13 protein-coding genes and 1 riboswitch are annotated in these 13,834 nt (G+C 63.1%); of the genes, 7 read left to right on the forward strand and 6 right to left on the reverse strand.

The features are described 5' to 3' along the window. Positions 1-17 precede the first annotated feature (17 nt). From Q9451_RS04875 to Q9451_RS04890, 4 genes are all read right to left on the reverse strand, one after another. The gene (locus Q9451_RS04875) at positions 18-986 is read right to left on the reverse strand and encodes a hypothetical protein (RefSeq protein WP_012274493.1); all 969 of its coding nucleotides are present in this window, start codon (positions 984-986) and stop codon (positions 18-20) included. A 52-nt stretch (positions 987-1,038) separates the two neighbouring features. Continuing rightward, a complete protein-coding gene (locus Q9451_RS04880) occupies positions 1,039-1,851 on the reverse strand; it encodes an aldo/keto reductase (RefSeq protein WP_012274492.1) in 813 nt (270 codons plus the stop codon). Beyond that, positions 1,848-3,023 (reverse strand): FAD-dependent oxidoreductase, encoded by a 1,176-nt coding sequence (locus Q9451_RS04885; RefSeq protein ID WP_012274491.1) that lies wholly within the window; start codon positions 3,021-3,023, stop codon positions 1,848-1,850. The genes Q9451_RS04880 and Q9451_RS04885 overlap by 4 nt, the downstream gene beginning before the upstream one ends. A 78-nt stretch (positions 3,024-3,101) precedes the next feature. Continuing rightward, positions 3,102-3,434 carry a multidrug efflux SMR transporter gene (locus Q9451_RS04890; protein WP_012274490.1) on the reverse strand — a complete coding sequence of 111 codons (333 nt, stop codon included), beginning with the start codon at positions 3,432-3,434 and terminating at the stop codon, positions 3,102-3,104. Between the two features lie 87 nt (positions 3,435-3,521). On the opposite strand from Q9451_RS04890, the gene Q9451_RS04895 reads away from it, so the two are divergent. Together Q9451_RS04895 and waaA are read left to right on the forward strand one after the other, a co-directional pair. Next, positions 3,522-4,412 (forward strand): LysR family transcriptional regulator, encoded by an 891-nt coding sequence (locus Q9451_RS04895; protein ID WP_041166801.1) that lies wholly within the window; start codon positions 3,522-3,524, stop codon positions 4,410-4,412. Between the two features lie 11 nt (positions 4,413-4,423). Continuing rightward, entirely contained in the window at positions 4,424-5,695 is a 1,272-nt protein-coding gene (waaA, locus tag Q9451_RS04900; RefSeq protein WP_012274488.1) for a lipid IV(A) 3-deoxy-D-manno-octulosonic acid transferase, read from the forward strand. 90 nt (positions 5,696-5,785) lie between these two features. Here waaA and Q9451_RS04905 read toward each other — a convergent pair whose 3' ends face one another. Then, complete coding sequence (locus Q9451_RS04905) at positions 5,786-7,222, reverse strand: TolC family outer membrane protein (RefSeq protein WP_012274487.1); 1,437 nt, start codon at positions 7,220-7,222, stop codon at positions 5,786-5,788. A gap of 160 nt (positions 7,223-7,382) precedes the next feature. Further along, a riboswitch (TPP riboswitch) is annotated at positions 7,383-7,489 on the forward strand. A gap of 155 nt (positions 7,490-7,644) precedes the next feature. Between Q9451_RS04905 and thiC the strand changes: the two genes are divergently transcribed. Together thiC and cytX are read left to right on the forward strand one after the other, a co-directional pair. Then, positions 7,645-9,525 carry a phosphomethylpyrimidine synthase ThiC gene (gene thiC / locus Q9451_RS04910; RefSeq protein WP_012274486.1) on the forward strand — a complete coding sequence of 627 codons (1,881 nt, stop codon included), beginning with the start codon at positions 7,645-7,647 and terminating at the stop codon, positions 9,523-9,525. 165 nt (positions 9,526-9,690) lie between these two features. After that, a complete protein-coding gene (gene cytX / locus Q9451_RS04915) occupies positions 9,691-10,974 on the forward strand; it encodes a putative hydroxymethylpyrimidine transporter CytX (RefSeq protein WP_012274485.1) in 1,284 nt (427 codons plus the stop codon). Here cytX and Q9451_RS04920 read toward each other — a convergent pair. Beyond that, positions 10,943-11,689 carry an RsiV family protein gene (locus tag Q9451_RS04920; RefSeq protein WP_012274484.1) on the reverse strand — a complete coding sequence of 249 codons (747 nt, stop codon included), beginning with the start codon at positions 11,687-11,689 and terminating at the stop codon, positions 10,943-10,945. The genes cytX and Q9451_RS04920 overlap by 32 nt on opposite strands. 185 nt (positions 11,690-11,874) lie before the next feature. On the opposite strand from Q9451_RS04920, the gene Q9451_RS04925 reads away from it, so the two are divergent. The 3 genes from Q9451_RS04925 to cpdA all read left to right on the forward strand — a co-directional run bounded on the left by Q9451_RS04925 (position 11,875) and on the right by cpdA (position 13,821). Further along, positions 11,875-12,492: an NUDIX domain-containing protein gene (locus tag Q9451_RS04925; RefSeq protein WP_012274483.1), complete on the forward strand. Its 618-nt coding sequence runs from the start codon at positions 11,875-11,877 to the stop codon at positions 12,490-12,492. Continuing rightward, on the forward strand, positions 12,483-12,935 hold the full coding sequence (locus tag Q9451_RS04930; RefSeq protein ID WP_041166609.1) for a DUF1249 domain-containing protein: 453 nt from the start codon (positions 12,483-12,485) through the stop codon (positions 12,933-12,935). Before Q9451_RS04925 ends, Q9451_RS04930 begins: the two co-directional genes overlap by 10 nt. An 85-nt stretch (positions 12,936-13,020) precedes the next feature. Further along, positions 13,021-13,821, forward strand: a complete 801-nt coding sequence (gene cpdA, locus Q9451_RS04935) for a 3',5'-cyclic-AMP phosphodiesterase (RefSeq protein ID WP_012274481.1) — start codon at positions 13,021-13,023, stop codon at positions 13,819-13,821. Positions 13,822-13,834: the final 13 nt, after the last annotated feature.

Consider the following 13,834-nt stretch of genomic DNA (forward strand, 5'->3'; position numbering starts at 1 on the left):
GCAGAGCAGCCCCGCTATCACTTGTTCAGGCTAGTACGAGCCCGCTCCAGCAGTGCCCGCGCCTTGTCGCCAAAGCGCTGCAGGTGCGATGCCTTCACCGGCTTGTTTTCCACCAGCCCCTGCTGCTTCACCCAGTCCTTCCAGCGTACCCGCTCATCCGCCACCACCCAGCCTTCCTGCCGGGCAAAACTCTCGGCCAGGTACAGCCCGCGTGTGCTCGCCGGCACCAGCTCATCCTTTTTAAGCGTATACAGCTCCGCCAGCGGCTGGCCGTCCTTTAACGGCATCAGATACAGGTCTGGCCGTTTGCGGTTGAGTCGCGCCACCAGCTGGCCGCCCTCCAGCCGTTCATCGACGTGGAACAGGCTGAGTTTCTTGGCCTCACGGGGTACCTGCAGGCGCATATCGTAGATCAGTTGCAGCGAGGCGGTGGGCAAGTGCACATAGGCCCGTGGGCGCTCCAGCAGCATCAGCTGGCCGCAGTGTACCGGGCGTGCTGCGCCGGACTGCGGGGCCAGCACGAAGTGCGGCGTTTCACGGTAGTGCAGGGCGGCAGCGTAAGGGACGGGCAGCCAGGTATCGTTGAAACGCCCGCCAAGCCAGCCCTCTGGGGTTTCCAGCAGGCACTCCTCGGCCACTTCCTGCACAGCCGTGTGCAGCGGCAGGTTCAACTCCTGCGCCGGTACATAACCGGAAATCAGTTTCAGCACCACGTCGCCACGGTCTTGCCGGCGCTGGCGCACCAGCACCCAGTAATCGCGGTTTTGCCAATGCAGGGTAAGGCGCACCGACACGCCCAGGTTTGCCAGTTCGACCACAAAACGCTGCACGTCGGGTAACTGGATCGCCTTGCGCCGCTGCTGGGTCTGGGCAAAGTTCAGCGGCATGCCGATGCTTTGGTAGATCAGGCCTTCAGCCGTGGCCTCGACATGCAGTGGCAGTGTCTTGAAGTTGCTCGGGTTCTTGCGGATCAGCGTTCGCGCCACGAGGCTACTCCTTGCGTCGGGTCAGTCTCCTGGCCCTTGGGCCAGGGGTAACTCAATGCTGGCCCAGGATACGGGCGACGGTGGCCACGTTATGGGCCAGGTGCAACGGGTTGATGGTGCCGACGATAGCACTGCTGACGCCGGGGTGGGCGAACAGCAGCTCGAAGCTGGCCTGCACCGGGTCAACGCCCGGGGCCAGGCAGATATGCCCGCTGGCCAGGGCCTTTTTTACCAGGATGGCCTTGCCGTGTTCGGCAGCGTAGTCCAGCACCGGGCGTTCTGCCTGCTCGTTGAGGTTGTAGGTGACCATGGCGCAGTCGCCTTGCTCCAGCGCCTTCAGGCCGCCGGCGACGGTCTTGCCCGACAGGCCGAAGCCAAGGATCTTGCCCTCCTGCTTGAGCGCTGCCAGGGTCTGGTAGACCTCCTGCTGTTCGAGGATGGCCAGGTCGTTACCGTCGGAATGTACCAGTACCAGTTCGATGCGGTCGGTTTCCAGGCGTCGCAGGCTGCGCTCCACCGAGCGGCGGGTGTGGGCGGCACTGAAATCGAAATGCGATTGGCCTTGATCGAATTCTTCGCCGACCTTGCTGACGATCACCCATTCATCGCGCTGGCCGCGCAGCAGCGGGCCGAGGCGTTCTTCACTGCGGCCATAAGCCGGGGCGGTGTCGATCAGATTGATGCCAAGCTCGCGGGCCTGGGCCAGCAGCAAGCGGGCTTCGTCATCGCCGGGGATGGTGAAGCCGGTGGGGTATTTCACACCTTGGTCGCGGCCCAGTTTTACCGTGCCCAGGCCCAGCGGTGAAACCTTGAAGCCGGTGCTGCCCAGCGGGCGATGGAAGTCGTGCAGGGTTGGCAAGGTCATGGCAGCAGTTGCTCCCAAGCCGGTACGCCCAGCGGTGGGCGTGGCAGGTCGGCCAGGTCGGCTTGTGCTTGTGGACGGATGCCGTCGCGCTCCAGGTGGCTGATGACCCGGTCGCTGAAGTCAGGTGCCAGCGCCAGCTTGGTCGGCCAGCCCACCAGCAGGCGCTGCTGGTCGGCAAGGAAGGCATTGTCCGGGCGTACCAGGCCCGATTGCGCAGGTTCGGCGCGGTCGACGCGCAGGGCGGCCCAGCGCACCAAGCTTTGGTCGACCCATGGCAGCAGGTTGGCGATTTCCTTTTGCGCTGCGGCGATTTGTGCGGCTGGCTCGCGCGCCACGCCATCGGCTTCGGCCAGGTCGCCGCCCAGGTACCAGACCCACTGGCCATCGGCTGCCGGATGGGTGGTCACCGTAACGCGCGGCTTGGGCCCGCCACCCAGGCAGTGAGCGTAAAGGGGTTTCAGGTTGGCGCCTTTGGCCATGACCATGTGCAGCGGCCGTGTTTGCATGGCCGGTTGGTTCAGGCCCAGGGCGTGCAGCAGTTCCTCGGTGCCGGCGCCGGCGCTGAGCACGACGCGTTGGGCACGGATGTCGCGACCGTCAACGCGCAGGCCGACCAGCTCGTCGTTTTCGCGCAGCGGCTCAATGCGCTCCCCAGCCAGCAGGCTGTCGCCCGCCAGTTCGGCCAGGTTGGCCAGCAGGCTGGGCACGTCGATGACCAGTTCGGCCAGGCGGTAAACCTTGCCCTTGAAGGCGCGGTCTTGCAGGGCCGGCGGCAGTTGCTCACCTTTTACTTGGTCGACTCGCCCACGTACGGCCTTGCTGGCGAAGAAGCTGGTGAGGTTGCCGGCCAGGGTGCCTGGCGACCACAGGTAGTGCGCATCGGACAGCAGGCGAGTGCCGCTCAGGTCCAGTTCGCCGCTGCCGCTCAAGGCTTCGCGCCAGCGGCGCGGCATGTCGGCAATGGCTTCCGAGGCGCCGGTCAGGGCACCGTGGAGGGCGTACTTGGTGCCGCCGTGGATGATGCCCTGCGACTTGATGGTCTGCTCGCCGCCAAGGCTGGCGCGCTCCACCAGCACTGTCGAGTAGCCCTGGCGGCGCAGGCGGGCATTGAGCCAGAGGCCTGCGACCCCGGCGCCGACGATCAGCACGTCAGTGGAAATGGCAGATGGCATGGCGGTACCTCGAAGACTGGGACAGCTGGCAAGTATACAGGCTATACCTGAGAGGGCCCTATCGTCGGCAAGCCAGCCTCAGTGCCCAGCCGCTTTCGAAAACAGCTGTATCACCACCACGCCCCCCACAATCATGGCCATGCCCAGCATCGCCGGCACATCGAGCTTCTGCCCGTAGATCACCAATGCCGCCACACTGATCAGCACAATCCCCAGCCCCGACCAGATGGCATAGGCAATCCCTACAGGAATGCTGCGCACCACCAAGGTCAGCATCCAGAAGGCAACGCCATACCCCACCACCATCAGCAGCAGTGGCAACGGCGTGCTCAGGCCCTTCACCGCTTTCATCGAAGCGGTGGCGATGACTTCTGCGCAGATGGCAATGGCGAGGTAGGTGTAGGCATTCATGGCGGGATCCTCCGGTAACTGGTTGGGCATTCTAGACCTTGGCCAGATGCGGTAAAGTCATTACCTATCTGATATGGGGATAGGATGATGGCTGAGCAATGGAGTCTGGAGCAGTTGCGTATTTTTTTGCGCGTCGCCGAATTGCGCTCGTTTTCTGCCGTGGCCCGCGAACAACGCAAGGCCCAATCGGCCATCAGCAATGCCATCGCCCTGCTGGAAGCAGACTTGGGTGTCACGTTGTTCGAGCGCAGCAGCGGCCGGCAACCAAAACTGACCGAAAGTGGCAGCGCGTTGCTGGAAGACGCCCGCGAACTGCTACGCCAGTGCGAACACCTGGATGGTCGCGCCCTGGCCCTGATGCGTGGGCAGGAGGCCTTGCTGCGGGTTGCTCAGGATGAGGCCATGCCTTATCAACCGGTGATCGACAGCCTCGACGAACTGGCCAGCCGCTTCCCGTACCTGGAGGTACAACTGGCCAGCGGCGCCCAGGGCGATGTAGCGCGCAAGCTGGTTGAGCGCCGAGCCGATCTTGGGCTGTTCTTCCACCATGAAAGCATCCCGTCTTCGCTGGAGCGTCGCGTCCTGGGCAGCGTCGAAATGGTCACGGTGTGCGCAGTCGGCCACCCGCTCGCGGGGCAAGGCCGGGCAACCCGCCAGCAACTGGCGCGCCACCGGCAATTACTCATCACCCCACAGCAAAGTGGTTACCCTGGCGGCGAGGCAATCAGCCCGCAGGTATGGCGTGCCGACAGCTTCTACGCCATGGCTGAACTGCTGATGCGCGGCCTGGGCTGGGCCTGGCTGCCGCGGCACGTGGTGCAGTACCCGACCTACCAGGCGCACATGGTCGAACTGGACAGTGAGTGGCGCCCGCCGGCGCTGGTGGCGGAGCTGGCCTGGCGCCGCGATGAGCCACTGGGGCCCGCTGCGCAGTGGCTGGCCGAGCGCTTTGCAGTACACCTGCGTGCGATCGGGTAAACTTCGCCGCCATGAACAGAACACTCTATACCTTGCTGTTTCACCTGGGCCTGCCGCTGGTTGCGCTGCGCCTGTACCTGCGCGCACGCAAGGCGCCGGCCTATGGCCAGCGTATCGGTGAGCGCTTTGCCTTCAAGCTGCCGACCATGCGCCAGGGCGGCATCTGGGTGCATGCGGTGTCGGTGGGTGAGAGCATTGCTGCCGCGCCCATGGTGCGTGCCCTGCTCAAGGCCTACCCCGAACTGCCCATCACCCTTACCTGCATGACTCCCACCGGTTCCGAGCGTATTCGCGCCATGTTCGCCGACGAACCGCGCGTGCAGCACTGCTACCTGCCCTACGACCTGCCATGGGCGGCGGGGCGTTTTCTCGATCATGTGCGGCCGAAGCTGGGCATCATCATGGAAACCGAGCTGTGGCCCAACCACATCCACCAGTGCGCCAAACGCGGGATTCCGGTAGCGCTGGCCAATGCGCGGTTATCCGAGCGCTCGGCCCGTGGTTATGGGCGCTTTGCCAAGCTGACCCGGCCGATGCTGGCCGAAATGAGCCTGATTGCCGTGCAGACCGAAACCGAGGCGCAGCGTTTCCGTGACCTGGGTGCGCGCACTGAGTGCGTGCAGGTCACCGGTTCGATCAAGTTCGACCTGAAGATTGATGAGCAACTGCTACCACGTGCAAAGGCACTGCGTGAGCAGTGGGGTGCCGAGCAGCGCCCAGTGTGGATTGCTGCCAGCACCCATGAAGGCGAGGATGCGCTGATTTTGCAGGCGCACCGGCAGTTGTTGCAGGTGCATGGCGATGCCTTGCTGATCCTGGTGCCGCGCCATCCCGAGCGATTCAATGCGGTACACGCGTTGTGCAGCGAGCAATTCGCCACCGTGCGCCGTTCTGCTGGCACGCTGGTCGATGGGCAAACCCGGGTATTGCTGGGCGACACCATGGGCGAACTGCTGTTCCTGTATGCCTTGGCCGACATTGCCTTCGTCGGTGGCAGCCTGGTAGCGACCGGCGGGCACAACCCGTTGGAGCCTGCGGCGCTTGCCTTGCCGGTGCTCATGGGGCCGCATGTGTTCAACTTCCTCGAAATCAGCGCGATGCTGCGCGAGGCGGGGGCGTTGCAGCAGGTGGATGATACCGATGGACTGGCCGGTGCTGTGCGGCGTCTGGTCGAGCTGCCGCAGGATGCCCAACGCATGGGTGAGGCGGGCAGGGCGGTGATGCAGGCCAATCAGGGGGCGCTGCAGCGCTTGCTCGATGGGCTGAGTGCGCTTATCCGCTGATTATTGCATCGCCTTCTTCGCGGGCTTGCCCGCTCCCACAGGATTTGAATTGTGGGAGCGGGCGAGCCCGCGAAAAAGCCAACATCTATCTCAAGGGCGGCGCTCGAAGTTCTTCGCCGCGGCAGCCGCCAGGTCCGGTGGCAGGAAGTCCTTGTCCGGGTTGTAGTCCGCTTTCAGGTAACGCTTGAGGTCCTGCAGGTCTTGCGGGCTCAGGGTGCCGGCTGCCTGCTTCAGGCTCAGGTTGTCGAGAATGTAGTCATAGCGGCTGTTGTTGTAGTCGCGCACCGAGGTGTACAGCTGGCGCTGGGCATCGAGCACGTCGACGATGTTGCGTGTACCGACCTGGTAACCGATTTCGGTGGCTTCCAGCGCACTCTGGTTGGAGATGATCGACTGCTTGCGCGCCTGTACCTGCTCTACATCGGTGTTCACCGCGCGGTGCAGGTTGCGGGTGTTTTCCACCACCTGGCGGCGCAGGCTTTCGCGTTGCTGCTCGCTCTGGCTCAGGCGCTGGTAGGCCTCGCGCACCTGCGAGCTGGTCAGGCCGCCGCTGTAGATCGGGATGTTCAGTTGCAGGCCGATGCTGGTCTGCTCGACATCGCCGCCGTAGCGCGTGACGGGGGCTGGTGCGGGGTTGGTGAAACCGAAGTTGTCGTTGTCACCTTTCTGGTACTTGGCCACTGCGTCAAGGGTCGGCGCATGGCCGGCCTTGCGCTGGCGCAGGGTTTCTTCGGCGGCGGAAACCGCGTAGTTGGTCGCCAACAGGTTGAGGTTCTGGCGACCAGCGGTTTCTACCCAGGCCTTGGCGTCGTTAGGTGTAGGCACCTGCACCGGCAGGGTGTGCACCACCCCCTGGATCGAGGTGTATTCGCGGTTGGTCAGGGTCACCAGGGCCTCGAAGGCGTCTTGCACCTGGCGTTCGGCGATGATCCGGTTGGCCCGGGCGGTGTCGTAGCTGGCTTGGGACTGCAGCACGTCGGTCTTGTCGGAAAGGCCGACGTCGAAGCGTTCGTTGGACTGGTCCAGCTGGCGTTTGAAGGCCGCTTCCTCGGCCTTGGTCGCGGCCAGGTTGTCCTGTGCGCGAAGTACGGCGAAGTAGTTCTGCGCGGTTTGCAGGATCAGGTTCTGCTCGGTCGCCGACAGCTCCAGCGCTGCCTGTTCGTTGACCGCTTCGGCCGCTTGCAGCTGGAACCAGCGGTCAGCGCGGAAGATCGGCTGAGCCAGGGTGGCGCTCCAGGTGTTGCCGCTGCGGTTGCTGGTGGTCGATGGTTCGTCCAGCTTGGTGCGCGTGTTCAGCATTTCTGCGCCGGCCGACAGGTTTGGCAGCAACCCGGCACGGGCTTGGGGCACCACCTCTTTGCGGGCGCCGTAATCGGCGCGTGCCGCCGCCAGGTCGGCGTTGTTGTCGACCGCTTCCTGATAGACGCTGACCAGGTCGGTCTTTACTGATTGGGGCACGTCCGCTGCCCAGACCACTCCGTTGGACGCACAAGACACGGCTATCGCCAGTGAGAGTTTGCGCAGCATAGAGGCAATCCTTGTACGAAATTTAATTACTGAACTGTTGAGTATCGCGCGACGGGCCAGTGTAGTGCCATGCGCACCCGGCAACAATCGCTTGGTGTGCCTTTCATCATCCGCGCATTTACCCGCTTGGCTTTGCCGACCACTCCAGTCTAGACTGCGCAGGTTCTTGTCGGGGTGCCTTGAAGCAAAGGCTGAGATCGCAGAGGTGCGGATCCCGTTGAACCTGATCAGGTTAGCGCCTGCGTAGGGAACAAGATTGCTCGCCTTCCCGGGGAGCCTCTTGTGCCAGGTCCGGGATTGTCACAGCTGCATGCAGCTTCAGGCACCCCCATACCCGGCACTGCACTCCAAAGAGGGTGCGTCCGCGCGTTTCAGGTTCACCCCGACATTCCACTGCTAGGAAGCCGTCTGGAGAGCCTGTGATGACCAAACAAGAAAAAGCGATCAACCTCAGCGAATCGGCACAAGTCGATCAGCAGTCCGTGCAACCGTTCCCGCGTTCGCGCAAGGTCTATGTCGAAGGCTCGCGCCCGGACATCCGTGTACCCATGCGTGAAATCAGCCTGGATGACACCCCTACCGATTTTGGTGGCGAGACCAATGCCCCGGTGCTGGTGTACGACACCTCCGGCCCATACACCGACCCCAACGTGATCATCGACGTGCGCAAAGGCCTGGCCGACGTGCGTTCAGCGTGGATCGACGCCCGTGGTGACACCGAGCGCCTGGACGGCCTGAGCTCCGACTTCGGCCAGCAGCGCCTGAACGACGCCGAGCTGGCCAAGCTGCGTTTCGCCCATGTGCGCAACCCGCGTCGTGCCAAGGCGGGTGCCAACGTCTCGCAGATGCACTATGCCCGCCGGGGCATCATCACCGCCGAGATGGAATACGTGGCCATCCGCGAAAACATGAAGCTGCAGGAGGCCCGCGCAGCTGGCCTGCTCAAAGAGCAGCATGCTGGCCACAGCTTCGGTGCCAACATCCCGAAAGAAATCACCCCCGAATTCGTCCGCCAGGAAATCGCCCGTGGCCGCGCGATCATTCCGGCCAACATCAACCACCCGGAAGTTGAGCCGATGATCATCGGCCGCAATTTCCTGGTGAAGATCAACGGCAACATCGGCAACAGCGCCTTGGGGTCCTCGATCGAGGAAGAAGTGGCCAAGCTGACCTGGGGCATCCGCTGGGGCTCGGACACGGTCATGGACCTGTCCACCGGCAAGCACATTCACGAAACCCGCGAGTGGATCATCCGCAACTCGCCGGTGCCGATCGGCACCGTGCCGATCTATCAGGCCCTGGAAAAGGTCAACGGCGTGGCCGAGGACCTGATCTGGGAGCTGTTCCGCGACACACTGATCGAGCAGGCCGAGCAGGGGGTGGACTACTTCACTATCCACGCCGGTGTGCTGCTGCGTTATGTGCCGCTGACCGCCAAGCGTGTCACCGGTATCGTCAGCCGTGGGGGCTCGATCATGGCCAAGTGGTGCCTGGCGCATCACAAGGAAAACTTCCTGTACACCCACTTCGACGAAATCTGCGAAATCATGAAGGCCTACGACGTCAGCTTCTCGCTGGGCGACGGCCTGCGCCCTGGCTCGATTGCCGACGCCAACGACGCCGCGCAGTTCGGTGAGCTGGAAACCCTCGGCGAACTGACCAAGATTGCCTGGAAGCACGACGTGCAATGCATGATCGAAGGCCCTGGCCACGTGCCGATGCAGTTGATCAAAGAGAACATGGACAAGCAGCTGGAGTGCTGCGACGAAGCGCCGTTCTACACCCTCGGCCCACTGACCACCGACATTGCTCCGGGCTACGACCACATCACTTCGGGTATTGGTGCGGCGATGATCGGCTGGTTCGGTTGCGCCATGCTGTGCTACGTCACGCCCAAGGAACATTTGGGCCTGCCGAACAAAGACGACGTCAAGACCGGCATCATCACCTACAAGATCGCCGCGCATGCCGCCGACCTTGCCAAGGGCCACCCAGGTGCGCAGATTCGCGACAACGCCCTGTCGAAGGCGCGTTTCGAGTTCCGTTGGGAAGACCAGTTCAACCTTGGCCTTGACCCGGACACGGCCCGTGCCTTCCACGACGAGACGCTGCCGAAGGAATCGGCCAAGGTCGCGCACTTCTGCTCGATGTGCGGGCCGAAGTTCTGCTCGATGAAGATCACCCAGGAAGTGCGTGAGTACGCCGCCAAGATCGAGGCCGTGGATGTGACGGTCGAAGAAGGCATGCGTGAGCAGGCCGAGCGGTTCCGCCAGGAAGGCAGCCAGCTGTACCACAAAGTGTAAGAACGCTGGGGCCGCTTAGCGGCCCTTTCGCGACACAAGGCCGCTCCCACAGGGACCGCACAAGGCTCAAGGCCTGCGCGGCCACTGTGGGAGCGGCCTTGCGTCGCGATTCGAGGACGAAGTCCTTGCCAAGAACACCAACAACATTGCCGGCGAGCGCCAACCATGACATCACCCAGCCAATTCTCCCCCGACCACCCGGTCCCCACCCACCAGCGTATCTTCGGTGCCCGCGACCTGTTTTCGCTGTGGTTCTCCCTAGGCATCGGCCTGATGGTGCTGCAAGTCGGTGCCATGCTGGCGCCAGGCCTGGGCCTTGCCGGCGCGGTGCTGGCCATCGCCCTGGGCACCGGTGTCGGTGTGCTGTTGCTGGGCGCCGCCGGGGTGATCGGCAGCGACACCGGCCTGTCCGCCATGGGCACGTTGAAACTCAGCCTGGGCAGCCATGGCGCGCGTTTGCCGGCGTTGCTCAACCTGCTGCAACTGGTGGGCTGGGGCGCGTTCGAAATCATCGTCATGCGCGATGCTGCCAGCCTGTTGGGCGCGCGAGCCTTCGGTGAGGAGAGTGCCTGGAACAGCCCGATGCTGTGGACCCTGTGTTTCGGTGCGCTAGCCACCTTGCTGGCCGTCAGCGGGCCACTGGCCTTCGTGCGCAAGGTGCTGCGCGCCTGGGGGATCTGGTTGCTGCTGGGCGCTTGCGTCTGGCTCACCTGGAACCTGTTCGCCAAGGCCGACCTGGCTGATCTGTGGAGCCGCGCGGGTGACGGTTCGATGTCCCTGGCGGTGGGCTTTGATATCGTCATCGCCATGCCGCTGTCCTGGTTGCCACTGATTGCCGACTACTCGCGTTTCGCCCGCAACGGCAAGCATGTGTTCGGTGGCACGGTCGTGGGCTATTTCATCGGCAACACCTGGCTGATGAGCCTGGGCGTGGCCTACACCCTGGCTTTCGCCGCCAGTGGCGAAGTCAATGCGCTGCTGCTGGCGCTGGCGGGGGCCGGCATGGGTATCCCGTTGCTGCTGATTCTGCTGGATGAGTCGGAAAAAGCCTTCGCCGACATCCACTCGGCGGCAGTTTCAACCGGTGTGCTGCTGCCGCTGAAGGTCGAGCACCTGGCACTTGCGATCGGCGTGCTGTGCACCTTGATCGCCCTGCTGGCCCCCTTGGCCCAGTATGAGAACTTCCTGTTGCTGATCGGTTCGGTATTCGCGCCGCTGTTCGGTGTGGTGCTGATGGACCATTACGTGATCCGTCGTCGTCGCCTGCCTGCGCAAATCGATGGCTTGCACTGGCAAGCGCTGGTGGCCTGGTTTGCGGGTGTGGCGGCCTATCACCTGATTGCCGCTAATGCACCGGAACTGGGCGCTACCCTGCCAGCATTGCTGCTGGCAGGTGTGCTGCATGGGCTGCTAAGCCTCAGCCGCGGCCGGGAAACAGCTCAGGCTTGAGCACGCCATTGAGGCGTGGGTAGGGGATCTTCAATTCCACGTGGCCCATGGAGTAGGGCGCGATGGCATAGACCTCGTACTTGACCACTACCGCGCCGTACGTCAGGGCGATGTGCGGCGACTTCTTGAACGGCCAGGTTTTGACGAACTCGGCGTCCTTGTCCATGCCCACGCTCATCAACCAGGCGCGGTGTGACTCCTCGACGGTTTTCCAGAAGGTGTCCTCCTGGCCCGGCACCAACATGTCCTGCAGGGTCAGTACCTTGTCCAGCTTGCGCGAGTAGTTGATGAAGCCACGCCCCGGCATGCCGTGGGCGCCACCGCTGTCCAGGTAGCTGGACAACTCGATGATCACCAGCCCGTCATGCTGCTCGCGTACCTTGGCCTGCAAGTAGCTGCTGTTACGTTTGTCGGCATTGGCCAGGTATTGCTGTTCGTAGGCCTGCAGGGTGCTTGGCGCGGTGCCATGCTGATTGTCTTCGGTCAATTGCAGCAGGCGTTTTTCAACGATGCCATCGAGCTTGGGCAGGGCCGGGAAGTGGACCATGTCGATATTCACCAGCGGGCAGTCACGCTCGCTGCAGCCGGGTTTGACATGCTCCCAGGCGTCGCGCTTGACCTCGAGCGGAGCCCGGTAGTTGGGCGTGAACAGGCTCTGGCAGGCGCCTAGAGCGAGTGCCAGCACGGCCACGGAAGTCAGTTTGACAAGTGTCATGATGATCCTTGCAGAACAGGGAAAAGTCGGCCTTTGACCGTCTGCGCGGCCTTCAGTTCGCCACTAAGCTAACAGAGTGAAGACCTGCTGTCCCGAGTGCGCCAGCGGTTGCCAGAAAGGGATGAAACCGGCAGGCGTGCAGAGTAGGATGGCGCGAAGCAGTATTCGAGGTAATGAGGATTTCCATGTCAGACGCGTTGAACTCAGTGCCCAAGGGCTTCGAAATCATCGAGCGGGCCAATTGCTTCCAGGGCTTTTACAAGCTCGACAAGCTACGCCTGCGCCATGAGTTGTTTGCCGGGGGCATGGGCCGCGAGATCAGCCGTGAACTGTTCGTGCGCCATGATGCCGTGTGCGTGCTGCCGTACGACCCGTTGCGCGATGAAGTGGTGCTGATCGAACAGTTCCGTGTGGGTGCACTGGACAAGGTCGATAACCCCTGGCTGATCGAAATGGTTGCCGGGCTGATCGACAAGGACGAGCAACCCGAGGAAGTCGCTCACCGCGAAGCTGAGGAAGAAGCTGGCCTGACATTCAGCGCCCTGTGGCCTATGACGCGTTACTTCCCGTCGCCTGGCGGTAGTGACGAATATGTTCACCTGTTCCTTGGCCGTTGCAGCAGCCAGGGCGCGGGCGGCCTGCATGGCCTGGAAGAAGAGGGTGAAGACATCCGTGTGCGTGTGTGGTCGTTCGAGGATGCCTTGCAGGCGGTGCGCGACGGGCGCATCTGCAACGCAGCGACCATCATTGGCCTGCAATGGCTGGCGCTGAACCGTGACGAAGTACGAGGTATGTGGAAGTGAACCTGCTGCGTGAGCGCTATCGAGTCGACCTGGTCGGGCTGCAGGCAGCCTGCGAGGCCAACTACGCCCGGCTGATGCGTCTGTTGCCTGACATGCGCACCACTCAAAGCTCGCGCCGTATCGGTATGACCCAGGGCGACCAGATGCTTGGCGTGCTGGTACTCGACGTGGTCCTGGCCTGCCCGTATACCACCACCCTGCATGTGCGCCAGGAACACAGCCTGCCGTGGTTGCCCGTGCCGCACCTGGAGGTGCAGGTGTACCACGATGCACGCATGGCCGAAGTGGTCAGCGCCGAACACACCCGGCGCCTGCGCAGTATTTACCCCTACCCGAACGCGGCCATGCATCAGCCGGACGAAAAGGCCCAGCTCAACCTGTTCCTCGGTGAATGGCTCAGCCACTGCCTGGCCTGTGGCCATGAACTGGCAAGTGTTCGCTGAATTGTGACGTGGGTCGGTTGCGGGTGTTTGCTCGTGACCTTCGCGCAGCCATAATTCGTGCTGAAATCGTTCGAGGAGATGGCCGTTGTCGCCGCCAGACCAATCCCGCCCCGTGCATGTGGTGCAACTGACTGATGCCCACCTGTTCGCCGACCCGGCCGGCAGCATGCTGGGCCTGAAAACCCGTGACAGCCTGCGCCATGTGGTGGCCCAGGTGCGGCGCGAGCAGCCGCTTGTCGATTTGTTGCTGTGTACGGGCGACCTGTCCCAGGACGCCAGCGTTGCATCCTATGAAGCGTTTCGTGAACTGACCGCAACGTTTGCCGCGCCCACCCGCTGGTTGCCGGGCAACCATGACGAGGCCCAGGTGATGGCGCACGTGGCGCCAGAGCTGGTACAAGCGGTCACCGATATGGGTACGTGGCGCGTCATCATGCTCAACACCGCCGTGCACGGCGCTACCCACGGGTTTCTCGAAGATGGCCAGTTGGCCGTGTTGAAAGAAGCCTTGAAAGATGCGGGCGAGCGGCATTGCCTGGTGTGTTTCCACCATCAGCCGGTGGACATTGGCTGCGCCTGGATCGCGCCGATCGGCTTGCGCAATGCCCAGGCGCTGTTCGACATTGTCGAGGGTTATCCACAGGTGCGGGCCTTGCTGTGGGGGCATGTGCATCAGGAGTGGGATGAAGTACGCGGGGGGCGGCGTTTGCTGGCTACTCCGTCGACCTGTATCCAGTTCGCCGCACGCAGCGAAGACTTCAAAGTGAGCGAAGAACAGCCGGGCTACCGCTGGTTGCGTCTGCATGCCGACGGGCGGCTGGAAACCGGGGTGGAGCGGGCGCTGGACTTCGCTGTGAAACTCGACTTCGATAGCCCAGGGTATTGAAGAAATTGTTGCG

It is taken from the genome of Pseudomonas sp. NY8896 (genome assembly GCF_039634505.1).

Bases quoted from the DNA above. Each gene is read 5' to 3' on its own strand.
- thiC (WP_012274486.1), top strand. From the start codon at position 7,645: ATGACCAAACAAGAAAAAGCGATCAACCTCAGCGAATCGGCACAAGTC.
- Q9451_RS04880 (WP_012274492.1), bottom strand. From the start codon at position 1,851: ATGACCTTGCCAACCCTGCACGACTTCCATCGCCCGCTGGGCAGCACC.
- Q9451_RS04890 (WP_012274490.1), bottom strand. From the start codon at position 3,434: ATGAATGCCTACACCTACCTCGCCATTGCCATCTGCGCAGAAGTCATC.
- cytX (WP_012274485.1), top strand. From the start codon at position 9,691: ATGACATCACCCAGCCAATTCTCCCCCGACCACCCGGTCCCCACCCAC.
- Q9451_RS04885 (WP_012274491.1), bottom strand. From the start codon at position 3,023: ATGCCATCTGCCATTTCCACTGACGTGCTGATCGTCGGCGCCGGGGTC.
- Q9451_RS04925 (WP_012274483.1), top strand. From the start codon at position 11,875: ATGTCAGACGCGTTGAACTCAGTGCCCAAGGGCTTCGAAATCATCGAG.
- Q9451_RS04895 (WP_041166801.1), top strand. From the start codon at position 3,522: ATGGCTGAGCAATGGAGTCTGGAGCAGTTGCGTATTTTTTTGCGCGTC.
- Q9451_RS04920 (WP_012274484.1), bottom strand. From the start codon at position 11,689: ATGACACTTGTCAAACTGACTTCCGTGGCCGTGCTGGCACTCGCTCTA.
- waaA (WP_012274488.1), top strand. From the start codon at position 4,424: ATGAACAGAACACTCTATACCTTGCTGTTTCACCTGGGCCTGCCGCTG.
- Q9451_RS04905 (WP_012274487.1), bottom strand. From the start codon at position 7,222: ATGCTGCGCAAACTCTCACTGGCGATAGCCGTGTCTTGTGCGTCCAAC.